Source organism: Marinobacter halotolerans (assembly GCF_008795985.1).
GTDB lineage: Bacteria > Pseudomonadota > Gammaproteobacteria > Pseudomonadales > Oleiphilaceae > Marinobacter > Marinobacter halotolerans.
Genome location: NZ_VMHP01000002.1, coordinates 229,509 through 253,982 on the forward strand (window position 1 = coordinate 229,509; position 24,474 = coordinate 253,982).

Below are 24,474 nucleotides of genomic sequence, written 5' to 3' on the forward strand. Positions count from 1 at the left end.
GATTCTGTGACTGATAACCCGGTGTGGCATCGATGATCGGCGGAATTAATCCCAACAGTAACCTGGCTTACCAGGCTGGCAATAACTCGCCCGCCCGTGAGCGTAGTGATGTGGCCCGGGCGCCGGCGTCGACCGCGGACGACAGCCAGGCCCGCGTTCGCCGTGACCTTGCCGATGCATCCCCTGCCGCCGTTGAATCCCGCCCCGGTTCGCCGTCCGACTCTACAGACCGTCGGGTTGAGGCACGCCGTGCCGCTGAGGATATCCGCCTGGAACGATTCCGGGCCGATGATGTCCCACTGAATACCTCCCGCGCTCTGGCTACGTTTGCGAACGTAGCTGCCCCTTCAGAAGCTCCTGACGGCCTCATTACCGGCATTGATATCCGCGTTTGATGGTTTCCACGCCTGACCCATCCGGTCTGGCCATCGGCCACAGTGCCCTGGGCGATGCCTGGCAGGCGAAGGCGCTGGCGGAGGATCTGGCGGTTCCCTTTCTGGGACAGGTGAAACCAAAACAGGTGAACAGCGCCTCGCTCCTGCTTTATTCCGATGATCAGGGCCTGTCCCTGCAATTGACCGGCAAGGGCGCTCCTGGCCCGGTCCGGGCGGAATTTGTCAGCGGTAAGGCCGGTTACCGGCGGGAGCACGGCGGCGGAACCGGCCAATTGATCGCCAAAGCCGTGGGCCTGCAAAAGACCAGACAGACCCTGCACATCCTTGACGCCACCGCCGGTCTTGGGCAGGACGCTTTCGTGCTGGCGTCACTGGGGTGCCAGGTTACGCTGTTTGAGCGTTCGCCAGTCATTCACGCGATCCTTGCGGATGGCCTGGCAAGGGCAGCAATGAATGAACAGTGCGCCGATATTGTCGGGCGCATGCGCCTTGAAGCCGGAGACAGCCTCGAATGGCTTCAGAGGCGAGAGGCAGACTCAGTGGATGTTGTCTATCTGGATCCGATGTTTCCCCACCGGGACAAATCAGCTCTGGTAAAGAAAGAAATGCAGGTGTTCCGACAGGTGGTGGGGGATGATGACGATTCTGACGCCCTGCTCGAGGCGGCCCTCGCAGTTGCCCGATACCGAGTTGTGGTCAAGCGCCCCCGCAAGGCCGAGCCGCTGAACGGCCCGGCAGTCACAGCGCGTATAGAAGGCAAGAGCAGTCGCTTTGACGTCTACTCCCTGAAGGCATTGCCGACCGCCACCTGAATCGGTCAGGCGCCCAGCATGGTTACCTGCTGGATGGCCTGGCGCTTCTCCACGCTCAGCACCAGACGGGCATCTTCCGCCACTTCATCCAGTGCCTCGCTGTAGCAGAGCAACCCGTCCTCATCCCTGGTGACGACGCCGTTGTTCTGCAGACTTTTGATAAAGTTGCGGAACAGGGTCTTGTCGAAGAACTCCGGCGCGTTCAGGCCGAACAGGATCGACATGCGTTCGGCCAGCAGGGTGCACTGGTCTTCCAGTTCTTCCGCAGTGACCTTGCCGGACCCGTACCGGCGCAGCACGCCAATGGCGATGTGGTAGCGCTCGAGGGTCTGGATAATGAAGCGGGACAGCACACGCAGGCGCAGCATGGCGTCGGTGCCTTCTTCCGGCCGGCTGACAATGCCTTTGCCCTCTTCGAACAGCAGCCCCTTCTGTACCAGCACGTCGACCCAGTTATTGATCACTTCCGGGATGTCTTCATTGGAATATTTGAGGAACAGCTCGGATTTCAGGTAGGGGTAGGCGACCCCGGCCAGGAACTCGATCTTTTCGCGGCTCAGGGACTGCTTGTTCTCGAACAGGCTGGCGATCAGCGACGGCAGCGCAAACAGGTGCTGGATGTTGTTCCGGTAGTAGGTCATCAGAATGGCGTTGCTGCCTTCCAGCGCGATGATGTCGCCAAGTTTCTGGGGCTTGCGGGTGATCAGGCCCATGTTCTCGCAGTAGGCCACCCAGCTCTCGCCGTTGCCTTCTGGCAGAGTTACTGTGTCGGCGTAAGGGTAGCTACTCAGCAGGTCAGCGTACTGGTCCATCAGGCGTGTCAATTGCATCTCGTCCATCGCAAGCCGTTCTGCGCCCAGCAGCGCCGTGGCGGTCAGCCCGATGGGGTTCACCGCAACCGAGGCGTTAATATGCGACGCGACCCGGCTGGAAAGCTCGCTGACGACTTCGTTCAACCAGAGCGGCCGGTATTCCGGGCCATAGGCTTCCTGGCGCCAGCTGGGATGCACCTCGTCCAGCACGTCTGCCAGTGGGATGGCTTCGCCGAAGTTCACCGCCACCTGTCCGAAGGAGTTACTCAGTTTCCGAACGGTTTTGGCCAGGGTGAAGATGTTCTCTTTTTCCTTTTTCTTGCCCCGCAACTCACCCAGGTAGGAGCGACCTTCCATAACCTTTTCGTACCCGAAGTAGACCGGCACGAAAACGATGGGTTTGCGATGGTCCCGCAGGAAGCTGCGCACTGTCATCGACAGCATGCCGGGGCGGGGCTGAAGCATGCGCCCGGTGCGGCTGCGCCCGCCTTCCACAAAGTACTCCACGGAATAGCCGCGGGAGAACATAACGTGCATATATTCGTTGAACACGGTGGCGTAAAGCGGGTTGTCCTTAAAGCTGCGGCGCATGAAGAAGGCACCGCCACGGCGGAGAATGGGCCCGACGATTGGCATGTTCAGGTTGATGCCCGCGGCAATGTGCGGTGGCATCAGGCCGTTCTTGTAGAGCACATAGGACAGCAGCAGATAGTCGATGTGTGAGCGGTGGCAGGGCACATAGACCACGGCATTATCCTGAGCGGCTTCCTTTGCCACGCCGATATTATTAACGGCAATGCCTTTATAGATGCGGTTCCACAGCCATGACAGCACCACTTCCAGAAAACGGATGGTGACAACCGACATGCTGGCGGCTATTTCGTCGGCGTACTTGTACGCTTTCATCCGCACCTTTTCAGGTTTCATGTCTTTCTCTATCGCTGTCTCCCGGATTGCCTCCTTGACCGCCGGCGTGCGAATCAGGCCGCCCACCAGAGTGCGGCGATGGGACAGGTCCGGGCCCAGAACCGCCTGGCGAACCCGGCGGAAGTGGGTACGCAGAATTCGGGCCAGTTTGCGGTTGGCCCGCTCCTGGCTGTGTCGATACTCGGAGACGACCTGTTGCAGAGACAGGGGCGCGTTGAACTGAACATAAGTGCTGCGCCCGTGAAGCAGAATGATCAGCAGCTTCTGCAGTCGACCGGCCACGGACCAGCTGTCGGACAGCACCAGCTTGACCAGCGACTTTTCCTTGTCCGGCGAGCGCCCCCAGAACAGTGATACCGGTACGATCTGCACATCCTGGTCCGGGTGTTCCAGGCCGTGGTGAACCAGTGCCCTGAATTCGCTGGTCTGAACCGGTGTGCGCCGACGCCGCGAGCGCCCGTTACTGCGTCCGTAGAGAAAGAAAAACGAATGGTTGGGGCCGTTTTTGACCGGCAATGATGACTCGGCGCCGGGCAGATTCGCGCGAAGCACTTCCTGCTCCAGCACCAGGCGGCTGGACAGGGACGCGTACTGCAGAACGTAGCAAACCGGTTTGTCGGGATCGATTCCCAATGCCTCGGGATCAGCGCCGCTGACGTCTGTTCGAACCCAGAGAAACAGGATCTTGCGCAGAAACGTCAGGATCAGGCTGTAAAGGCCCTGAAAAAATCGCATATAGGATGGCTCCGGTTCACCAAAACAGGCGCTAAGTTTACTCGCTTGCGAGAAGCGCTGAAAGCCGTGTTCGCGTTCGGTTGTCCTGCGGGTGTGTGGTACATTTCAGACTTTAAACCAATTCTTTTCTGGATTCTGACTATGACGCAGTGGACTCCCGGTTGGTCTGAAGCAAGCCCGGCCGCTTCGGATTTTGTCCTGGCGGTTGCCGACGGGCAGATTGCACGTCCCCGTGAGGGATGGCTGCACAGCTGGGAAGCCATTGAGCCCCTGACAACCGGCGCTCTGGGGCCGGTGTACGTAGGGCAATTCAGTGATCGTCCCGTCTTCGCTGCGGAGGTGGCAGTGGCCGGTCTTCCGCAGACTGCGGAGCTGGTGAGCCTTCGCGATGCCCTGATCCTGACGGAGCAGGCGCCAGCTGAACTCTTGAGTACCGGGTTCCAGGTATTGCAGTGGTGGCGGGATCACCAGTTTTGCGGCCGCTGTGGATCTACCACCCAGAGTCATCCGCGGGAGAGAGCCCGTTGGTGTGAGATCTGTAGCATCCCCTGGTATCCCCGGTTGGCACCCTGCATCATCGTCGTGATCCGCCGTGGCGATACCCTGCTGCTGGCCCGTTCGTCGCGCATCAAGCGGCACTTTTTCAGCCTGATCGCCGGCTTCGTGGAGCCCGGGGAAAGTATTGAAGCGGCGGTTGCCCGGGAAGTGAAAGAAGAAACTGGGCTGGACGTGACAGGCATCCGCTACCAGCATTCCCAGCCCTGGCCGTTTCCCCACCAGCTGATGCTGGGTTTCTTTGCCGACTACGCCGGTGGGGAGCTGGTTCTGCAGGAAGATGAGCTGGCCGAGGCGGACTGGTTCCGGCCCGGTGAATTGCCGCCGGTCCCTCCGGTAACCACCATTTCGGGTCGGCTGATCCGGTCCATGGAGGAAGAGATTCTGGCGTCGGGGACATCCTCGTGACCAGTCCGCGGGTGCTGGTATTTGACTCCGGTATCGGCGGGCTAAGCATTGCCGGCTGTATCCACCGGGCTTTGCCATCCGTGCGTCTGGTTTATCTGGCGGACAGCGCTGGGTTTCCCTATGGCGGCCAGTCGGAAGCCGTGGTGGTTGACCGCAGTCGGACGCTCATCCGCCAGGCCCTTGAAGACTTTCCCTGTGACGTGGTGGTGGTGGCCTGCAATACCGCCAGCACCGTGGTGCTTCCTGCGCTCAGGTCGATGACGAACATCCCGGTTATCGGGGTGGTTCCGGCCATCAAGCCGGCGGCAGGGGTATCGTTAAACCGCCGTATCGGCATTCTGGCTACGCCCGCAACCGTTGCCAGGCCGTATCTCGCCGGGTTGATCGACGACTTTGCCAGTGACTGCCTGGTCGAGCGTATCGGCCTTCCGGACCTGGTGTGCTGGATCGAGGGTCAGGTCTGCGGCGAGACGCTGCCCTCGGAAGCGTTGAGCGAGGGACTTCAGCCTTTCCGGGATACAGGGGTGGACACAGTCGTTCTGGGCTGCACCCATTACCCACTGGTGGCGCCACTGCTGAAAGAGCTGCTGCCGGAGGTGAAGTTCTGGGTGGATTCCGGCGACGCCATTGCCCGTCGGGTGATCTGGCTGCTGGAACAGGGTGGATATGAACCTGATGATCAGGCCGCACCCGAACGCCAGATGCCTTTCGAACAGGTTCTTTTTACCGGCCGTTTGCCGGCGGGGCTGGAGAAATATCTGGAGGAATTGGGGCTGCCGGCCGGCCAGTTATTGGGCAACTGGCCGGCAGAGGGCAGAATCAGATCAGCCGGGTCAGCCTGAACATGGCAAGGAATTCCAGCGCCGGGATCGAACGGCGATGACAGCAGTAAGTCTTGAATACCTCACCCCGGAATCGTGACTTGGTAAATTCCAGCCCCTTGAAGTTGTAGAGGAAATTTCCTTTCTCATACACCCCGTGCATGATCTTTTTCAGCAGACGGCTTTCCTGGTGCTCCGTTTCCGAGTGCAGCGACAGGGGGATCAGCCCCAGGTCCAGGAAGGGCACGCCTTCTTCCCGGAATACTTCCATGGCGTGGGCCATCAGTGTATAGAAAATGCCCTGACGGAAGTCCGCATTGGCCCGGGAAATATTGGGCACGTAGCTGACGATCTCGTTATTGCGATAGATCGGGTCGAAGTAGATAAAGCCAACGGCTTTTCCGTCCTGGTAGGCGTAGAAATGGCGCTCGTTTTCCCGGTATTCCATTTCCATGGGACGGATCAGAAAGCGGATTTCCTTGCTTTTGCACTTGCGGGTGCGAATCCACGCGTCAGAGATTTCCCGGGTGTGGTCATCACTGAAGCGTTCCTTGACGGAGATTCCGTTTTTTTCGGCCTGGTTCAGGGCGGTTCTGAGAATCTGCTTTTTCTTGCCTGACAGCGACCAGCTTTTCAGATTGATGCGGGATTCGCTGCCGAACTGGGTGCCATAGAGACCGAAACGACGGTAGAGAAAGTCGACGACCGGCTTGGAAACCTGAATATAGCAGGCGTTGGGGAAACGCTGATGGAATTTCTCCAGGATAACCTCGAACTGCTCCGGGTCGGCGACCGGGTCCGACAGAACAAAAATCCCGCCCCATTTGCGCATGTAGGCAATGTAGCCGATGCCTGGTACATCGAAATAGGCCATGCCCGGCTGCAGGGTAGAGAATGACTGGGAGTGCAGACCGTGCTTTTTCAGGTAGCCGACCCGCTCGGAGTGGGTAAACGCACCTGCGTCGGTTGATCGTATGCCGTCCAGCGATAGAATCTGATCCGTCATTGTGAATTCTCCCCTGTTATTGTTTTAGTGCCCTTCCAGTCGTTCGGCCATCAGGCCCGCTTTTGCCCGAGAATTGACCAGTAGCAGTTCATGTTCAGCAGTTTGAAATGCTTCTTTTCGGTGACATCCAGGCCAAGGCGCTGCATGTGCTCGGGGTAGTTGTAAATCTTGTGGAAGGCATTGTTGGCCAGCAGCCAGAAAGTGAAAACGGCCATGTACCAGTAGAGCTTCTTGAACATCCGGGCAACGATATTGCCGGTGGGGTAGCAGAAGTCGCCTACGACAATCCGTGCCTCTGGCTTGCCCAGGCGGATCAGGTGTTCCAGAACCCGCACCATCATGTCCTCGTCAAAGACGTTCAGGAAAAAGTTGGCCACCACCATGTCGTACTGGTCGTAGTCGTCAACTTTCATGATGTCGCTGTGGATGCGACGGATAGTCAGATGCGGCGCTTCCTCCTGCTGGGCATCACCAAACTTGCGCAGCATGGTTTCCGACAGGTCGACAACCGTGACGTCGGCGCCGAGCTCCGCGGCGCGAATGGCATCGCGGCCGTGGCCTACCCCGGCGAAGAGAATGCGGTCGCCGGGTTTGACGGTTTCCACATCCAGCATGGCGGTCTTGCAACGGTGGATGTTCTTGCCGCTGTACAGGTTGCTGAGAAAATCGTAGACCGGTCCGATGTATTTGTATTTATCGCGCATGCCACTTCCGCCTGTTCAGATCGATTCGGGGATTTCCCGAGAAAGCACTTAATGATTTGAGCTTAGAGAAGTGACAGGTCCAATTGTGTGCAGTACTGCGCATTTCCGGATACACAAAGTTACGCTTGGCAACATTTTGCAAACCAGATCAACATTTTAAATCAGACTGTCCGACAATGGATTATCGAAAAACAGAGCCATTGGAAGAGGGCTAACGCGGGGGTGTTCTGATGGGTATTTCGCTCAGAAAGAAGCAGCGCGGGCGGGTACTTGACCCAGGATTTTTTCAATGACCTCTTTCGGCCGGGCCGGGCCGTAGTAAAAACCCTGCACCTGATGGCATCCGAGATTTTTCAGATAGGCCAGCTGTTCATCAGTTTCCACGCCTTCGGCCACAATTTCCAGGCGCAGGCCGTGAGCCATGGCAACAATAGCGTTGACGATACAGGCCTCGTCTTCGCCGCTGCGGATGCCTTTGACGAAGGACTGGTCCACCTTGAGGGTGTGGATGGGCAAGCGGTGGATATAGTTCAGTGACGAATAGCCGGTGCCAAAATCATCAATTGCAATACGCACACCCAGGTTAGCGAGTTCCCGCAGCTTCTGACTGATGTGCTCCAGGTCTTTCATGATCACGTTTTCCGTGATCTCGATTTCCAGGTTTGACGGCGGGAAATGATGCACGCGAAGCTGGTCCATCAGGGTGCTGACAAACCGCGGGTGTTCAACCTGTAGGGGCGAAAGATTGACCGCAAGCCGCAGGTCCTTGTGGCCGTCCCGGATCCACTGACCAACGTCGCGGCAGGCAATATCCAGAACCCGTTCACTGAGGCGCCCGATCAGTTTGGTCTCTTCCGCCAGGGGCAGGAAGTCCCGAGGATAGAGCAGGCCCTGTTCCGGATGTTCCCAGCGCACCAGAGCTTCCAGACCGACTACGCAATCGGTGGTGGAGCACACCTGGGGTTGGTAGAAAACCCGCAGTTCATCACGATCCAGCGCCAGCCGCAGATCCCGCTCCAGGTTGAGGCGGTCGGCCGTATCGACCGACATGGTCTCTGAGAAGAATCGGTAACCGTCCTTTCCCCGCGCCTTGACGTGGTACATGGCGATGTCGGCGTTCTGAATCAGCTGATCCATGGAATCCCCGGCCTCGGGGTAGATGGCAATGCCAATGCTGACGCCAACGAACACTTCGTGACTGCCGAGCTGGAACGGCTCGCGCAGGGCGGTGATCAGCTTTCTGGAAATCTGGCGGGCGTCTTCATGACTGTGGATCGACGGCAGCAGCAATGTGAATTCATCGCCGCCAAAGCGGGACAGGGTGTCGCCCTTGCGCAGGCACTGCTCAAGGCGATGGGTGACTGCCTGAAGGAGTCGGTCGCCCATGGCATGCCCCAAGGTATCGTTGATCACCTTGAAACGGTCCAGGTCCAGGAACATCACCGCCAGTTTCTGTTCGCTTCTGCGTGCGTGGGTAATGGCGAGATCCAGACGGTCCTTGAACAGAGCCCGGTTGGGGAGTCGAGTTAGCAGGTCATGGTAGGCCTGGAAGTTGATAAAGGCCTCGGCCTCCTTGCGTTCGGTAACGTCCCGGGCGGTGCCATAGTAGCGCGCTTCGCTGCGGTGGCTGATCTCTCCGTCGTCCTGGGGCCAGGTCTCGGGAGATATGGGAAACGCGGTAATCTCAAAGTGTCGCGTGGCCTTGCGGCTGCCACGGGTTTTCAGCCGTACCTCAAGGGTTCTGGGGTTGTGGGCGGAAATATTGGGGCCGGTGAGGGCATAGGTGCCCCGGGCCAGATCACGGTTGTCGAGGATCTGACGAAAGTGCCGCCCCAGAAGTTCAGACTGCTGATATCCAAGCAGGCTTTCGACCTTGCTGTTCACGAAACAGAAGCGGCCCCGCTCGTCGAGCATGAACACGATATCCGGCGAGCTGTTAACGATATAGCGGTGCAGTTCCTCAGATTTTTCCAGCCGCATGCTGACGTGCTCGTGGGCACGGATCAGCGAACACTTACTCAAAACATTGTGTACGGTGGCCAGCAGTTCTTCGGGGTCAAAGGGTTTGCGGATGTAGTCCAGAGCGCCGCGGCGGAGGGCCCGGCTGACCGCGGCGAAGGAGCTTTCACCGCTGACAACAATCACCCCGCAGTCAGCCTGGGCCGCAGAGAGTTTCTCCATGACATCAAAGCCGTCCACGTCCGGCATGCGAAGGTCGAGCATGGCAAGATCGAAGGTGTGGTCCTTGATCACCCGGAGCGCCGCGCGGCCTCCCTCGGCTTCCGTCACGTCATGGCCTTCCTGCGTGAGCAGTGAGGACAGGCTTTTGAGTAACCTCGGGTCGTCATCAACCACCAGGATTCGTGCTGCCTGTCGTTCGCCAGGAGTCTTCTCGATGCTCACAGGTGTCATGTCAGTTCGCTCGTCGTCTATTCTTCAGCCACTTTGTTTTTATCTGCCATCGGAAACAGCACTCTGAATGCCGTTCCCGCACTTCCTGTGCGGCAGTTAACGATGCCCTCCATGTCATCCACAAGTTGTTTCACAACGCTCAGACCCAGGCCTCCATGGCCCCGGCCTTTGGTACTTTTAACCGGAGAGAAAAGGTTTCTCTGTATGTCGGGGGACAGGCCCTCTCCGGTATCTGATACTTCCAGCTCGACCCAGGTGCGATTACTTTGCCACACCGGCGCAACGCTACGAATACTTACCTTACCACCGTCTGTCATATCGTCCAGAGCCTCGGCAGCATTGCGAACCAGGTTGATAACGATCTGTCGGACAATGGCCGCGGGCGCTGCGATTGTTGTTGGATCTTCGCACAGTTGTAAGCTCAAAGTCTTTTTTTCGTCGCTGAACAGTCCGTCTTCCAGCAGGTCCCGCAGAACCTTGAGTTCTTCATTGAGATCGCAGTCTTCCGAGTGCCCGGCGCTCGGATTGTGCCAGCTCTTGCCGATCTGTAGCAGCAGGTCACCGGCGCGGTCCAGTTCTTCACGGATGACGTCCAGTTGCTGGTGCACATCGGTGTCGTCCAGTCGGTTACGCAACTGGTAGATATACTGGCGGATGATGGTCAGCGGATTACTGACTTCATGAACCTGACGGCGGATCGCCTGTTGCGCCAGTTCGTCGGTCATGGCGTCCTGACGGTTTTCGGCACCTGCCTGAAGATCGCTCAGTACCCGGGATAGCTGAAAGCAGAATAGCCGGCCGATTTCCTCTGCCTGCTGCGCCCCCTCGGTGTCGGTGCCGATGATGAACACGCCGGCGCATCGATCGCCCCCGGTTACCGGTAGCGCCACCAGCGAGGGAGCATGCAACAGGTTCATCAACTGGCGGTCGAGAACGCTGGGCTCCCGGTCGCCCAGAATGAGCGGGGCGATGGTTGTGTAGGCTTCGGTCAGCAGGCTGCTGGCAGGGCTGGCACTGACGCTCAGGTCTGCGGGTTCGCCGTTGCTGGCGGAATACAGGGTCAACTCATTATCCGTGCCACCAAAATAGAGTGAGGGCAGGCCGGTGATCAGCGTCAGGCTGGTGACCGTTGCGGCGAGACATGCCTGGGTGCTGTCCTGCAGCGGAGACAGGTCAAGGGCCTGTGTTGCCATGGCCTGGCGCAGAACCGTCTGTTTGAGTTTCTCATGAGAGGCGCGGGCGTCATAATCCGCTGAAAGAGGGATCCCCAGAGACTTGGCAACCCCCTCGACTTCCTGATCAATGCGGCGGTTGATTTCCCGGGTCAGCTCTTCGTTTAGTCCGAAAATAGTGCCGGCGGCTGCAATCCCGGCGGCATCTGACTGGGCCAGCCTTGTCGCCAGGCTGATCAGCTTCACCAGGTGGCCGGCATCGCGGATGTCTGCGGGCAGTGCCTGCTGGTAAAGCATGGCATCGGAAGCCATGGGGCCAAGGCCCCAGTCACTCACCAGCTTGGCGGCGATTTCCGACTGATGGTCAAAATAGTATTGCTGGATATCGCCCGGCGGTGTTTTCAGGGCAATCAGCTCACCAACGTTGTGCAACATGCCCAGCATGAAGGCCTGGTCCGGCTCGGGGTAGCGGGTCAGGGTGGCCAGGGCCCGTGCGGTCATGGCGGTAGTGAGGGAGTGCCGCCAGAAATCCCGCAGTTGCTGCCACTGGTCAGCTCCCAGTTCGTAGAGAATCTGACGCAGCGCCGCCGTCAATACGAGGGTATGAAAACGGTGAGTACCCAGGCGCAGTAGCGCCTGATCAATGGATCGTATCTGGGTATAGGCGCCGTAGAGAGAAGAGTTGGCCAGAGCCAGAATGCGTGATACCAGGGCCGTATCGGCAGAAACGATTTCGCTGATGGTGCGATAACTTTCCTCCTGATGACAGGCTTCCAGGGCACGAAGGGTTACCTCCGGCAAACTGGGAAGCTGGATGTCAGGAGCGATTTCCATAAACCTGCCTGTCCTTTGGCCTGGCCTTTTTGCCAAGTCTGACTGTTTATTGATCACCAATCATTTTGAGATTAGTCAAAAAAACGCATTATTAAAGAGTTAGCGCTGGTTTTTTGAGCAAAGTATTAACCAGGATGTGACGCATGTAAACTTTTTACACGTATTTTTTTCCGCTTGCGACCGTTTATTTGAATGTTTATGGGGCCCGTTTGGCTACAGTCTTTCAATCGTTACGGGTACACTGTTTTGAATACTCCAGTTTGGTTTATTAAAGCAAAGGCTATGGACTCGCTCGCTGATCAAAAGGGACTCATGACGGATCGCACTTCAGCCCCACAGGCTCGCAGGCAGCCCAGGACGCTGGCCATTACCGGTGGCAAGGGCGGCGTGGGCAAAACCTCTGTGGCGCTGAACCTCGCACTGACTCTGGCCCGCGACGGGTCGAAAGTTCTGCTGCTGGACGGCGACACGGACCTTGCCAATGTCAGCATCATGCTGGGGCGCTACCCGCAACGTACACTAGCTGATGTGATGGCCGGTACCAGTTCGCTGGAAGACGTCATAATGACGGCGGAATATGGCATTCATATTATTCCCGGCGCCTCCGGGGTCGACCAGTGCGTTGATATGGAGGCTGCAGACAGCCTGCGGGTGCTGAAGGCACTGTCTCAACTTGAAAAGCGCTATGACTATGTGATCACCGATACCGCCTCCGGCCTTCAGGCCACTGGTATGCACATGATTGCAGCGGCGGAACTGGCTTGCGTGGTGGTCACGCCGGATCCGGCTTCACTGACCGATGCGTTTTCACTGATCAAGCTGCTGATTCGCCGAGGCTACCGCCGTACACCCAGCATTCTGGTGAATATGGCCCAGGGAGCCAGTCAGGCGCGAACCGTTTTTCAGCGTCTTGAAGGGGCGGCCCAGCGACACCTTGGCATTTCGCTGCATTATCTGGGCGGTATCTGGCGGGATGAAACCCTCCGCCAGTCTGTTCTTAATCAGCGTCCTGTGGCGCTGCTGCCCGAATCCGATCCCTCCTGCCGCCAGTTCCGCAGTCTCTCGGACATGCTGAATGTGCGCTTCCGGCAGATCTCTCCCAAGAAGGCAGGTGTCGCCGCCTACTGGTACAGGGTGTCCGGCAAGGGCAAGGTGGCAGAGCCTTCAGCTGTATCAGAGCCTTCAGCTGGATCGGAGCCTTCAGCAAGCACCCAGTCCGCTCCGACATCATCCGAGCCCGAGGCGGTTGCCGAATCGGATATTCAGGCCTGCCAGAGACTGATCGGGGATCTGAGCGAATTGATCGCCGCCAGTGGCGATGCATCATTGCTGCGTTATGAGGCGTTTAACCGGTTTTTTGCACTCTTGGGGCGCACCATGGATGAGGACACGGTTGAAATCCTTCAGACCGGTTTGGCCTCTCTGCCGTGGGAAAATCTCAACCAGGATCAGCGCCGCCAGTTCGCGACCCACCTGCGCCATCTTGCCAGGGAGGTCGAGCCGGTTTCAGCTGCCGCCAGGGCGTCAGCGCCGACACCACCTGCCGCATCCTCGCGTCAGGAGCCCTACTACGATCGCATCAGCTTTGGCGAGCAGAGCCGCCTGATCAGGGCCCTGAAGGAACAGCCTTCCGACATCACGCTGGATCAGCTTCTGCGATCCCTCTCCAGAGACGACAGGGACCGAAACTGAGCAATATCGCGCGGTTTCGGAATGTCTGTAGAAATACGTCATTTTATTAACGATTTTTGTAGCGTAATTTTGCTGTGTGTCACCGCGCCGTCATGGCACCTGTGTAAAAATGATGTCTGTATAAAAATTGGCCTACAAAATGCAGTTCATGGAATGAACAGGCGTTGACCTTTCCCGCAGTCGTTGAAGCACGGTCGCGGACAAATACTTCTGCAAACACATTTGGATGAGATGGAGTTCTCGATATGGCGAATAAACAGACCACCTCTGGGGAATCAGCCTCAGGCGTTCTGGAGCAACTGAGCGGTAAACACGTGCTGATTACCGGCACTACCGGCTTTTTGGGCAAGGTTGTGCTGGAGAAGCTGATCCGGGCAGTACCGGAGATCGGCGGCATTCACCTGCTGATCCGTGGCAACCGGAATCACAGTGATGCCCGCAGCCGCTTCCTCAACGAAATTGCCACCTCGTCTGTTTTCGATCGCCTGCGGCACGAAGATAACGATGCCTTTGAGTCCTTCATGGATTCCCGAATCCATTGTATAACCGGCGAGGTTACCGAACCCCGCTTTGGAATGGACACAGCCGCATTCAAAAAGCTGGCCGGCAACATTGACGCCTTTGTTAACTCTGCCGCCAGCGTCAATTTTCGTGAAGAACTCGACAAGGCCCTTCAGATCAACACGCTCTGCCTCAACAACGTGGCAGCTCTGGCCGATCTGAACCCGGACATGGCCGTCATCCAGGTGTCCACCTGCTACGTCAATGGCAAGAATTCCGGCCAGGTCACCGAGTCCGTCATCAAGCCCGCCGGCGAAGCCATTCCCCGCAGCACCAACGGCTACTACGAGATTGAAGAGTTGGTACATCTGCTGGAGGACAAGATCGCCGACGTTCGGGCCCGCTATTCCGGGAAGGCTCTGGAGAAAAAGCTGGTGGAACTGGGTATCCGTGAGGCCAACCAATATGGCTGGAGTGATACCTACACCTTTACCAAGTGGCTGGGCGAGCAGTTGTTGATGAAGGCGCTGGCCGGCCGGTCACTGACCATCCTGCGCCCGTCGATTATCGAGAGCGCCCTGGAAGAGCCGGCGCCGGGCTGGATTGAGGGCGTCAAGGTGGCCGATGCCATCATCCTTGCCTATGCCCGCGAGAAAGTGTCGTTGTTCCCGGGCAAGCGCAGCGGCATCATTGATGTGATACCGGTGGACCTGGTCGCCAACGGCATCATCCTGTCTATGGCAGAAGCGCTGGCGGTCCCCGGTAAACGGCGCATCTACCAGTGCTGCAGCGGAAGTTCCAACCCACTCTCGTTGGGTGAGTTCATTGATCATGTCATGGCGGAAGCCAGGCACCACCACGACGATTACCAGCAGCTGTTTTACCGTAAGCCCACCAAGCCGTTTCTCGCGGTCAATCGCCGGCTGTTCGATATGGTGGTCGGAGGACTTCGCGTGCCCCTCTCTTTTGCCGATCGGGCGTTGCGGCTGACGGGCCAGAACCGGGAGCTGAAAATGTTGAAGAACCTGGACACCAGTCGTTCACTGGCGACCATTTTTGGATTCTACACAGCGCCTGACTACATCTTCAGAAACGATTCATTGCTGGCGCTGGCCTCGAGAATGGGAGAGCTGGACCGTCTGCTATTCCCGATCGATGCCCGCCAGATTGACTGGTCTCTGTATCTGCGAAAGATCCATATCGGTGGTCTGAATCGCTATGCTCTGAAAGAGCGGAAAGTCTACAGCCTCCGCTCCGCAAAAACTCGCAAAAAAGCGGCCTGAAAATCGCCCTGCCTTCGACTGAGTTTGCCGGGCATCTTGCCCGGCAAACGCCTTGTTGTTTCCGGGACTGCGTCTATCCTTAAAGCAGGTCCCGAAGCAAAGGAAATCCCGCAAGCTGTTACTCTGGTCCTGACCAAAACTGTCGGCGCATTAGTACGTTAGTCTAATTCATTGTTCACTGGTGCGCGTGTTGAACTAGAGTCATCCGTCTTCAGGGCCTTCGAGCCCGCACGCTCAGAACTAAAAATAATCAACAATTACGACAGACTTTGACTCTGAATCGAAAAGGGGAGTGCTATGACTGCTAAACAGGTGTATCCGGTTAGCCCGGAGGTTGCAAAACGGGCGCTGGTCAATCAGGAGCAGTATGAAGAAATGTACCGCCAGTCGGTTGAAGACCCGGAAACCTTCTGGGGCGAACACGGCAAGCGGATCGACTGGATCAAGCCCTACAGCAAAGTCAAAAACACCACGTACGATTACGACAACCTCTCCATAAAATGGTTTGAAGACGGCCAGCTGAACGCTGCGGCAAACTGTCTTGACCGTCACCTGGAAAAGCGCGGTGATAAAACCGCCATTATCTTTGAAGGCGACGACCCCGCTGATTCGCGGCACGTGACCTATCGCGAGCTTTATGAAGAAACCTGCAAGTTTGCCAATGTGCTGAAAAGTCAGGGTGTCAAAAAGGGCGATGTGGTGACCATCTACATGCCCATGGTGGTGGAAACCGGCGTCGCCATGCTGGCCTGTGCCCGCATAGGTGCCATCCACTCGGTGGTGTTCGGCGGTTTCTCGCCGGAAGCTCTGGGTGCCCGGATTGCCAACGGCAAGTCCCGGTTCGTAATAACCGCGGATGAGGGTGTTCGCGGTGGTCGCAAGATTCCGCTCAAAAAGAATGTGGACGCTGCGCTGACCAAAGAAGATGCCGCCAAGGTGGACACGGTTATCGTGGTCAAGCGCACCGGCGCTGACGTGCCCTGGAAAGACGGCCGCGACGAATACTACGAAAACCTGATGAAAGGCGCCTCCACCGACTGCCCGGCCGAGCCTATGAACGCGGAAGACCCACTGTTCATGCTGTATACCTCTGGCTCTACCGGCGCGCCGAAAGGTGTTCTGCACACCACCGGTGGCTACATGGTGTTCACCTCCATGACCCACGAATACGTGTTCGACTATCATGAAGACGATGTGTATTGGTGTACCGCCGACTTTGGCTGGGTGACCGGCCACAGTTACATTCTTTACGGGCCTCTGGCCAATGGCGCGGTTACCGTACTATTCGAGGGCGTACCCAACTATCCGGATACCTCACGGATGGGTCAGGTAGTCGACAAGCACCAGGTGAATATCCTCTACACGGCGCCAACGGCAATCCGTGCGCTGATGGCAGAGGGTGAACACTGTATGGACGGCACTAAACGGGACAGCCTGAAGCTGATGGGTTCGGTTGGCGAGCCCATCAACCCGGAAGCCTGGGAGTGGTACCACCGGGTCATTGGTAACAGCAAGTGCCCGATTGTGGACACCTGGTGGCAGACCGAAACCGGCGGCATCCTGATCTCGCCGCTTCCGGGCGCCACTGACCTGAAGCCCGGTTCCGCTACCAAACCGTTTTTTGGTGTTAAGCCCGCTTTGGTAGATAACGAAGGCAAGCAGCTGGAAGGCAAGGCGGAAGGCAATCTGGTCATTCTGGACAGCTGGCCGGGCCAGATGCGCACTATTTTCGGCGACCATGAGCGCTTCAAGCAGACCTATTTCAGTACCTATCCGGGCATGTACTTTACCGGTGACGGTGCCCGCCGCGACGAAGACGGCTATTACTGGATTACCGGTAGGGTAGATGACGTGCTGAACGTCTCAGGCCATCGCCTGGGTACCGCCGAGGTCGAAAGTGCCCTGGTGGCGCACAACAAGGTCGCCGAGGCGGCGGTTGTTGGCTATCCTCATGACATTAAGGGACAGGGCATCTATGTCTATGTCACCCTTGTTCACGGTGAGGAACCCAGTGAGGAGCTTCGCAAGGAGCTGGTGCAGTGGGTTCGGCAGGAAATCGGCCCGATCGCGTCACCGGACGTAATCCAGTGGGCTCCGGGCCTGCCGAAAACCCGGTCCGGCAAAATTATGCGGCGCATTCTGCGAAAGATTGCGTCAAACGAACACGATCAACTGGGGGATACCTCCACACTCGCGGATCCGGGCGTGGTTGATGATCTGATCAGTGGCCGTGAAAACTCTTGAGGAAAAATCTGAATGTCACAATCCATTATCGTCGCTGATGATCATCCCCTGTTTCGGGCAGCCCTGAAGCAGGCAGTCAGTCAGGCGGTACCTGATGCTGAAACAGTGGAAGTGGACAGCATCAAGGCGCTACAGGCAGCGGTTGAGTCGCATCCCGATGCAGACCTGGTGCTTCTCGACCTCAATATGCCGGGCGCCCACGGCTTCTCCGGGCTTGTCTTCATGCGGGGGCAGTACCCGGGGCTGCCGGTTGTGGTGGTTTCAGGTTCAGAGGAAATGCAGGTGATGCGGCGGTCGATTGACTACGGGGCGTCGGGTTTCATTCCGAAATCGGCGCCTCTGCCGACCATCACCAAGGCAATCCAGGCGGTCCTGGAAGGAGATGTCTGGTTGCCCGATGGTGTTGCCGACAAACTGGAACGGATGCAGTCCGACACCACTGACTTCTCCGACAAGCTGGCATCGTTGACGCCCCAGCAGTTCCGGGTGCTTGGCATGTTGGCGGAGGGGCTGCTGAATAAACAGATTGCCTATGATCTGGATGTGTCGGAAGCCACCATCAAGGCTCACATCACGGCGGTTTTCCGCAAGCTGGGCGTACGCAATCGCACCCAGGCGGTGATCGCCATCCAGCAAATGGAAATCGATCCCTCCGATACCTCGCTGTCAGGATAAGGCTGGCCGTCAGGCGCCGCAGTTCGTCGGCTGCGCCTGGCCAAACAGTTGGTTGGCAGTACTCATGTGGTTTTTCAGGGATTCAATCCGGCTGTCGTGGTTGGGATGGGTCGACAGAAACTCCATCGGCTGCGAGCCGGAAGCCTGAGCCATGTTCTGCCATAGCTTTACACTCTGACCCGGGTCGAAGCCGGCCCGGGCCATGATTTTCAGTCCCATCAGATCAGCTTCTTCTTCATGGGCCCGGCTGAAAGGCAGGGTAATCCCCAGTTGCGCGCCGATGCCCAACGCCTGCTGGATCTTGTCTTCGGCAATTTCACTTTCGGCGAACAGCCCCACCACCATCATCACCGCCTCAACGCCCATCTGCTGGGTCAGGCGTTCATTGCCGTGACCGGCCATCACATGGGCAATCTCGTGACCAATGACTGTCGCCAGCTGGGCTTCGTTTTCCGCCAGCCGAAGCAGCCCTGAATGCACCCCGATCTGACCGCCCGGCAGAGCGAAGGCGTTGGGGGCGGGATTATCGAAAACCGCCACCTGCCAGGATTCCGGCAAGGGCGCACCGGGATATTGGGCTTCCGCGGCTTTTATAAGCTCCCGGGTAATGCACTGGACCCGGCGGTTGATCGCAGGCTCGGAGATGACGGGGTTCTGCTGTTTCATCTGCTCAAAGCTGTCCTGGGCCATGTCGGCCAGAACGTTTTCGGGAACCAGCGCCAGTCTGTTCCGGCCGGTGGGGGATTCCTGGCAGCCGGTCAGGAGTAACACGGCCAGCAAAGCGAGGATCAGCGACTTCAAGTTTAACTCCGGTTTGTGAATGACCAATGGCAGTACGCACATTATGGCGATTTCCAAAGGCTAAAGGAAAGTAACTACAGTTGTACTCAAAACTATAAATTAATTTTCTATACGGCAATGAAAGTCATTGTATTATTGTCAGTCATCCTATAAATTCAGCGCACATATGTACTCTGAAATATATTGGATGGAATAATCATGAACGCTGCTTTACAACCTGAGCCGACGGTGGCGACATTCGGTGCGCCGGACGAGCGTGCCATCAGGGACCGGATGCGAAAGGAATTGCCGGCGGACACCTTTCAGCCGCAGACCCGGCGGGTTGTCTGGTTTCTACCACTTCAGCTTCTTACCTGGGGTGGTCTGACGACCATACTCACGGCGGGCCTGGCCTGGTACTGGAATCTGGCGCTGGCAGTGCTGGTGGGGCATACCATCGGCTGTCAGGCGTTTCTGGCGCACGAGGTGTTGCACGGTGCCCTTGGCATGAGCAAGCGCTGGCAGAATTTCTTTGGCTGGCTGGGGTTTGGTCCTTTTGTTGTGCCGCCGGAGTTCTGGCGCAAGTGGCATAACGTGGTCCATCACGGCAACACCAATATGGGCGACGCCGATCCGGACAGTTTCGGCACTATGCGCCGGTACCAGGCTGACCCGAAACAGAAAAAGTTCACACTTCTGGCGCCGGGTTCAGGCACCTGGTACAGCTACCTTTTCCTGTTCTATTCGTTCACCTTCCACGCTCAACTGGTGCTCTGGCTTCAGGCCAGAAAGCGCAAACAGTTCCAGGGATTCAATCGGCGCAAGGCGATTCTTCAGTCACTGATGTGCGTGGGCGGATGGGCAATACTGGCGATCGTATCGGGGCCGCTGGCGGTCTTTACGGTTGTGGTTCCGTTCATGGTGGCGAACGCGCTGGGGCAGGGCTACATACTGACGAACCATTTCCTGCGGCCACAAACGGCGACCAATAATCCGCTGGATAACTCCATGAGCCTGCGGAGTCGGCCGCTACTGGACCGTCTGCATTTCCGCTTCAGCCATCATGTGGAGCACCATTTCTTTCCGAAAATGGCGTCCAACAAGGCGCCGCGGATGCGGAAATGGTTGGAGGCTAACTACCCGGAACGCTATGTGGCCATTCCCCACGGCACCGCGCTGAAGCTGCTGTATTCAACGCCACGGGTTTACCAGTCGGCCACGGAGCTGGTGGACCCGAACAGGCCTGACCGAGTGGTAGATCTGCTGCCTTTACAGCAGCAGTACAAGGCGGGCTAGAGCAAGGGCGCGTCAGCCCTTGCTTGCATATCCCAGTTTCTTGTCCACCAGATTGAACAGTTCCTGGCCTTTGTGCCAGCGGTCCAGGTTGTCCAGGAACTGGTCGGTCAACGCCCGCTTCCAGCCGATGAAATCGCCGGACATATGGGCCGTCATGATCACGTTCTCCATATCCCAGAGTGGGTGATCGGCGGGCAGGGGTTCTTCTTCGAAAACGTCCAGGCCGGCACCGGCAATGTCGCCGTTGTTCAGTGCCTTCACCAGATCGTCGGTTTTTACCACCGGGCCACGGCCGATGTTGATCAGCCGCGCGGACTTTTTCATGGCGCTGAAGGCTTTGGCATCAAACAGGCCTTCGGTCTGTGGGGTCAGCGGCGCAGCAATAACAACGAAATCCGCCAGTCCAAGCTGCTCGGTGAGGTCGTCGTTGCCGTGAACCGCCACAAAGTTTTCGTCGTGTCGGGGCGTGCGGGCAATGCCGTGGGGTTTGAGGCCGGCGGCTTTACACAGCCTGGCGATCTGCCCGCCGATGGAGCCGGCTCCCACTATCAGAACGGTCTGACCTTCCGCCCGCTCGGTGTCCCGGTGCTGCCATTTGTGCTCAGCCTGAAGTCGCAGTGATTTCGGGAAGTCCTTGGCAAACATCAGAATAGTGCACAACACATACTCCGCGATGGTGCGGTCGAAGATGCCCCGGGCATTGGTAACGGTGACATTGCCCTCGATGAGATCCGGAAACATCAGTGCGTCTACGCCGGCACTGGTGGCATGAATCCATTCCAGTTTGTCAGCGGAGGGCCAGGCCGCAGCCAGAGCCTCGGTACGGAAGTCCGTCACCATCATCACGTTGGTGCCGGGCAGTGTGTCATTCAGCGTGGCCTCGTCCCAGGCGAAGCGGACTTCGGCGCGTGCCTTGAGCGCATCCATTCCGGGTGGCTCCTGTTCCCCGGGTGCTGTCAGAACGGTTACAACCGGCTTGGTGTTTTGAGTCATCTGTCCTCCCCTGTGAATGCGGCTCGCATCAAGCCTACAGTCTGGTATCTACCCATGCAGGGGTCAACTGGAAGGGAGCTTATAAAAGCCCTCTTAGCCTAAGGTCTGAGACCCGGTCTGACGGTTTTTGCAGAGGTTTTTCCACTCACCGGAATCTTTCGGTCTTTATCTCTTGTACGGCCTGATCATACTGGCTAACCTGCCAGTAGACTCATTATTCCAATTCCTGCCCAAGGGGTGTTATTTATGGCCGGAACCGTCAATAAAGAAACCAATCAGGCGACGCCGCGGAAAGTGAAATACCGCAAGACCAAGGCGAGCTGGAATCCTGCCATGCAGGCGGTCCCGGTTCCCGGTATTCGCCGGATGGTGAACCTGGCGGCGACCATGAAGGATGTCATTCATCTTTCCATCGGTCAGCCGGATTTGCCCACTCCACCCCACGTGATCGACGCCTATGTTGACGCGCTGAAGGCAGGGCAGACCGGTTACACCATGGACGCCGGTTTGCCGGAGTTGCTGGTTGCGTTGCGGGACTACTACAGCAAGCGATACAACCGCAAGCTGACCCGCGACAACATTCTGGTGACCAGTGGTGCAACAGAAGCCATGTACCTGGCCATTTCCGCCACATCTGCACCGGGCCGCCAGTTTATTGTCACCGACCCGTCCTTCCTGCTTTATGCGCCTTTGATCCGGATGAACGGCGGCGAGGTGAAGTTTGTGCCGACCCGTGCGGAGAACAACCACCAGCTGGATCCGGATGATGTCATCCGCGCCATGGGTTCTCGCACCTTTGCGTTGATCCTGAATAACCCCAACAACCCCACCGGGGCGGTTTACCCGCGCAGCACGGTAGAGACCATTATGGAAGAGTGTGCCTATCGGGGCATTCAGGTCTATGCCGATGAAGTGTATGACCACCTGGTATTTGACGACGATGATTTCGCCAGCGTGCTGAGCTGCTCCATGGACCTGGACAACGTCATGTGCATGAGCAGTTTCTCCAAGACTTACAGTATGGCCGGTCTGCGGGTCGGCTGGGTGATCTCCAGCCAGGCGGCGATCAAATCCCTTCGGCGCTTTCACATGTTCACCACGTCTGTGGCCAACACGCCATCCCAGTTCGCCGGCGTGGCGGCACTGACCGGTGACCAGCAGTGTGTCACGGACATGAACCAGATCTACCGCGAGCGTCGGGATAAAACGGTAGAGTTGATCGAGCAGACGCCCTATATGACCGGTTACAAGCCCGGTGGTGCTTTCTTCGCGTTTCCAGACCTGCCACCCCATGTGGATGGTTCGGATGTCTGCCTGCGCATGCTGAAGGAAACCGGAGTCTGTATGGTGCCGGGGGATGCCTTTGGTGAGCACTGCACCAATGCTGTCAGAATCAGTTTCTCCACCACCTGCGAGAAGCTGGAGGAAGCCTTTGACCGCGTCATCCCCTGGATGGCGAAGCAGCAGTTCTAACCATGTCGGCGCTTGATTCGGTAGTGGTGCAGTGCCCTTATTGCTGGGAAATGCTGGATATCAGTGTGGACCCATCAGTGCCGGATCAGGAATACGTCGAAGACTGCCAGGTCTGCTGCCAGCCCATCGTGGTTCACGTGGTGCTGGATGAAGACCTGGTTCCTACCGTAAACGTCTGGGCCGAAAATGACTGAACAATTCCGTAAATGGCGCCTGCTTTTCGCATCAGTGTTCATCGCTGCTGTGGCAAGCGGCTGCGCCAGCTTCTCCCCCTACTCGGTATCAGAGGGAACCATTGAAGGTTATTTGCAGGACGCCGTCGCCGAGTTTGATCGGCAGCAGTTGGAGAATGGTTCGCCGCTGGGACTGTCCCTGAGCAATGCAGATATAACGTTGGGACCGGACGGGCGGGATGTTGCAGTGATTGATCTGACCGGGCAGGTATCGCTCAACGCCCTTATGATGAAGCTGCCGGTGGACATCTACCTCAAGGTTGAGGGCGCGCCGGTCTATGACAGCGAGGAAAAGGCCATCTATCTTCGTCGGCTGCAATTGCTGGACAGCCGCATTGAGTCGACCTTTTTCAAGGGCGATCTCAAGCCGGTGACGGATAACGTGATGCGAGTGGTTGCCCAGATGCTGGAAACCATGCCGGTGTACCGGCTGGATGAAGGCAACGCGACCCAGCGCATGTTCGGCATGGTGCCACTGGATATCCGGGTGGCACCGGGTCGCATTGAGTTCATAATGGCCGAGTAGCCGTTACCCGGCCCCGTTCAGTCTTTCGCAGATTGCATCGCCGATCTCACGGGTTCCACGACGCTTCCCCGAGTTCTCCGCCAGATCCGCGGCCACCGCATCAAACAGAGCCTCCCCTGCGGCCTTTATTGTGGGGTCCTGGCGGCCAAGCCAGTCCAGCATGCGGGCGGTGGTGAACAACATGGCAGTGGGGTCTGCCAGGCCTTCGCCGGCGATGTCCGGAGCACTGCCGTGGGTGGGCTCGAACATGGAGGGCATATCTGGGTCGTCCGGGTTCAGGTTGCATGATGGCGCCACACCCATACCACCGGATAGCACTGCCGCCAGATCTGTCAGAATATCGCCCTGCAGGTTGCTGGCCACCACCACGTCAAAGGTCCAGGGCGCCTGCACGAATTTCATGCAGGCAGCGTCCACCAGTTCATGGTGGGTGGCCACGTCCGGGTACTCTTTTGCCATTTCCTCGAAGGCTTCGGAGTACATATCACCCCAGTAACGCAGAGCGTTGCGTTTGGTGATCACGCACACCTGGCTTTCACAGGTTTTGCCGTCCAGGGTTTTGAACTGGCGAGGGGTGCCCGCCTCTGCGCGCTCTTTGGCGCGTCTTCTGGCCTGCTCGAAGCCGTAACGGATAATCCGGTCAGTGGCTTTGCGGGTGAAGACTTCCATTTGAGTGGCCACTTCGTCCGGCTTGCCCTTGCGCAGGCGCCCACCCTGGCCGACATATTCACCCTCGCTGTTTTCACGGATAACCAGCATATCGATATCTTTTGCCCGCTCGTCCGCCAGGTATTGCCTCGCACCTGGCAGAAGGCGCGCCGGGCGCTCGCACACCCACTGGTCGAACCCTTTGCGCATGTCCAGCAGCGGCGCCAGGGAAATGCTGTCTGGTAGCAAGTAACGGTTCGGGTTGGAAACCGGGCCGGGGTCGCCCAGTGCGCCCAGCAGGATGGCGTCATAGGCCCTGAGCTGGTCCAGCGCGCCTTCCGGCATGGACTCGCCGTGCTTTTCATGCCAAGCGTGGGAAGGCCAGGGCAGGTTTGTCCACTGCAGCGGCAGCTTGTGTCGGGATGTGAGCAGTTCCAGGCAGCGTACCGCCTCTGCGACAACTTCAGGGCCGATGCCGTCCCCGGGTGTGACCGCAATGCGGAAATTCTTTGCCATACCTGCTACTCCTTTACGTTG

General features: G+C 57.8%; 20 protein-coding genes. 12 read left to right on the plus strand and 8 right to left on the minus strand.

Translation table 11 applies throughout. The annotated features are described in order from the left end of the window. Positions 1–32 precede the first annotated feature (32 nt). Positions 33–395, plus strand: coding sequence for a UDP pyrophosphate phosphatase (locus FPL19_RS11375; protein WP_150914169.1), 363 nt, complete (start codon positions 33–35; stop codon positions 393–395). Beyond that, complete coding sequence (locus tag FPL19_RS11380; protein WP_150912686.1) at positions 395–1,207, plus strand: class I SAM-dependent methyltransferase; 813 nt, start codon at positions 395–397, stop codon at positions 1,205–1,207. The genes FPL19_RS11375 and FPL19_RS11380 overlap by 1 nt, the downstream gene beginning before the upstream one ends. Before the next feature lie 5 nt (positions 1,208–1,212). Here FPL19_RS11380 and plsB read toward each other — a convergent pair whose 3' ends face one another. Beyond that, positions 1,213–3,681, minus strand: a complete 2,469-nt coding sequence (plsB, locus tag FPL19_RS11385) for a glycerol-3-phosphate 1-O-acyltransferase PlsB (RefSeq protein ID WP_150912687.1) — start codon at positions 3,679–3,681, stop codon at positions 1,213–1,215. 141 nt (positions 3,682–3,822) lie between these two features. Here plsB and nudC point away from each other — a divergent pair, with 141 nt between their 5' ends. Beyond that, positions 3,823–4,644, plus strand: coding sequence for an NAD(+) diphosphatase (gene nudC, locus FPL19_RS11390; RefSeq protein WP_150912688.1), 822 nt, complete (start codon positions 3,823–3,825; stop codon positions 4,642–4,644). Beyond that, complete coding sequence (gene murI / locus FPL19_RS11395) at positions 4,641–5,486, plus strand: glutamate racemase (RefSeq protein WP_150912689.1); 846 nt, start codon at positions 4,641–4,643, stop codon at positions 5,484–5,486. The genes nudC and murI overlap by 4 nt, the downstream gene beginning before the upstream one ends. On the opposite strand, the gene FPL19_RS11400 is transcribed toward murI, so the two are convergent. The 4 genes from FPL19_RS11400 to FPL19_RS11415 all read right to left on the minus strand — a co-directional run bounded on the left by FPL19_RS11400 (position 5,464) and on the right by FPL19_RS11415 (position 11,593). Then, a complete protein-coding gene (locus FPL19_RS11400; protein ID WP_150912690.1) occupies positions 5,464–6,471 on the minus strand; it encodes a DUF2156 domain-containing protein in 1,008 nt (335 codons plus the stop codon). The two genes, murI and FPL19_RS11400, sit on opposite strands and share 23 nt — an antisense overlap. Positions 6,472–6,521: 50 nt before the next feature. Continuing rightward, positions 6,522–7,175 carry a class I SAM-dependent methyltransferase gene (locus tag FPL19_RS11405; protein ID WP_150912691.1) on the minus strand — a complete coding sequence of 218 codons (654 nt, stop codon included), beginning with the start codon at positions 7,173–7,175 and terminating at the stop codon, positions 6,522–6,524. Between the two features lie 243 nt (positions 7,176–7,418). After that, positions 7,419–9,587, minus strand: coding sequence for a putative bifunctional diguanylate cyclase/phosphodiesterase (locus FPL19_RS11410; RefSeq protein ID WP_150912692.1), 2,169 nt, complete (start codon positions 9,585–9,587; stop codon positions 7,419–7,421). Between the two features lie 17 nt (positions 9,588–9,604). Next, positions 9,605–11,593 carry an HDOD domain-containing protein gene (locus tag FPL19_RS11415; protein WP_150912693.1) on the minus strand — a complete coding sequence of 663 codons (1,989 nt, stop codon included), beginning with the start codon at positions 11,591–11,593 and terminating at the stop codon, positions 9,605–9,607. 312 nt (positions 11,594–11,905) lie between these two features. Between FPL19_RS11415 and FPL19_RS11420 the strand changes: the two genes are divergently transcribed. The 4 genes from FPL19_RS11420 to FPL19_RS11435 all read left to right on the plus strand — a co-directional run bounded on the left by FPL19_RS11420 (position 11,906) and on the right by FPL19_RS11435 (position 17,988). Beyond that, the gene (locus FPL19_RS11420) at positions 11,906–13,285 is read left to right on the plus strand and encodes an AAA family ATPase (RefSeq protein ID WP_225314399.1); all 1,380 of its coding nucleotides are present in this window, start codon (positions 11,906–11,908) and stop codon (positions 13,283–13,285) included. Between the two features lie 245 nt (positions 13,286–13,530). Then, positions 13,531–15,069, plus strand: coding sequence for a fatty acyl-CoA reductase (locus FPL19_RS11425; protein ID WP_150912695.1), 1,539 nt, complete (start codon positions 13,531–13,533; stop codon positions 15,067–15,069). Positions 15,070–15,366: 297 nt separating this feature from the next. Next, positions 15,367–17,313 carry an acetate--CoA ligase gene (acs, locus tag FPL19_RS11430; RefSeq protein WP_150912696.1) on the plus strand — a complete coding sequence of 649 codons (1,947 nt, stop codon included), beginning with the start codon at positions 15,367–15,369 and terminating at the stop codon, positions 17,311–17,313. A gap of 12 nt (positions 17,314–17,325) precedes the next feature. Further along, on the plus strand, positions 17,326–17,988 hold the full coding sequence (locus tag FPL19_RS11435; RefSeq protein ID WP_150912697.1) for a LuxR C-terminal-related transcriptional regulator: 663 nt from the start codon (positions 17,326–17,328) through the stop codon (positions 17,986–17,988). A gap of 9 nt (positions 17,989–17,997) precedes the next feature. On the opposite strand, the gene FPL19_RS11440 is transcribed toward FPL19_RS11435, so the two are convergent. After that, entirely contained in the window at positions 17,998–18,789 is a 792-nt protein-coding gene (locus FPL19_RS11440) for a M48 family metallopeptidase (protein ID WP_150912698.1), read from the minus strand. A gap of 198 nt (positions 18,790–18,987) precedes the next feature. On the opposite strand from FPL19_RS11440, the gene FPL19_RS11445 reads away from it, so the two are divergent. Continuing rightward, positions 18,988–20,064, plus strand: a complete 1,077-nt coding sequence (locus FPL19_RS11445) for a fatty acid desaturase family protein (protein ID WP_150912699.1) — start codon at positions 18,988–18,990, stop codon at positions 20,062–20,064. A 12-nt stretch (positions 20,065–20,076) separates the two neighbouring features. Here the strand turns inward: FPL19_RS11445 and FPL19_RS11450 are convergent, their stop codons facing one another. Further along, on the minus strand, positions 20,077–21,057 hold the full coding sequence (locus FPL19_RS11450; protein ID WP_150912700.1) for a D-2-hydroxyacid dehydrogenase: 981 nt from the start codon (positions 21,055–21,057) through the stop codon (positions 20,077–20,079). Positions 21,058–21,303: 246 nt separating this feature from the next. Here FPL19_RS11450 and FPL19_RS11455 point away from each other — a divergent pair, with 246 nt between their 5' ends. From FPL19_RS11455 to FPL19_RS11465, 3 genes are read left to right on the plus strand one after another with little or no spacing between them, the layout of a single operon-like run. Beyond that, complete coding sequence (locus tag FPL19_RS11455; RefSeq protein ID WP_150912701.1) at positions 21,304–22,530, plus strand: pyridoxal phosphate-dependent aminotransferase; 1,227 nt, start codon at positions 21,304–21,306, stop codon at positions 22,528–22,530. Between the two features lie 2 nt (positions 22,531–22,532). Further along, positions 22,533–22,724: a CPXCG motif-containing cysteine-rich protein gene (locus FPL19_RS11460; protein ID WP_150912702.1), complete on the plus strand. Its 192-nt coding sequence runs from the start codon at positions 22,533–22,535 to the stop codon at positions 22,722–22,724. Then, entirely contained in the window at positions 22,717–23,289 is a 573-nt protein-coding gene (locus FPL19_RS11465) for a DUF1439 domain-containing protein (protein WP_150912703.1), read from the plus strand. The genes FPL19_RS11460 and FPL19_RS11465 overlap by 8 nt, the downstream gene beginning before the upstream one ends. A 3-nt stretch (positions 23,290–23,292) precedes the next feature. On the opposite strand, the gene FPL19_RS11470 is transcribed toward FPL19_RS11465, so the two are convergent. After that, the gene (locus FPL19_RS11470) at positions 23,293–24,453 is read right to left on the minus strand and encodes an isocitrate/isopropylmalate dehydrogenase family protein (RefSeq protein ID WP_150912704.1); all 1,161 of its coding nucleotides are present in this window, start codon (positions 24,451–24,453) and stop codon (positions 23,293–23,295) included. Positions 24,454–24,474: the final 21 nt, after the last annotated feature.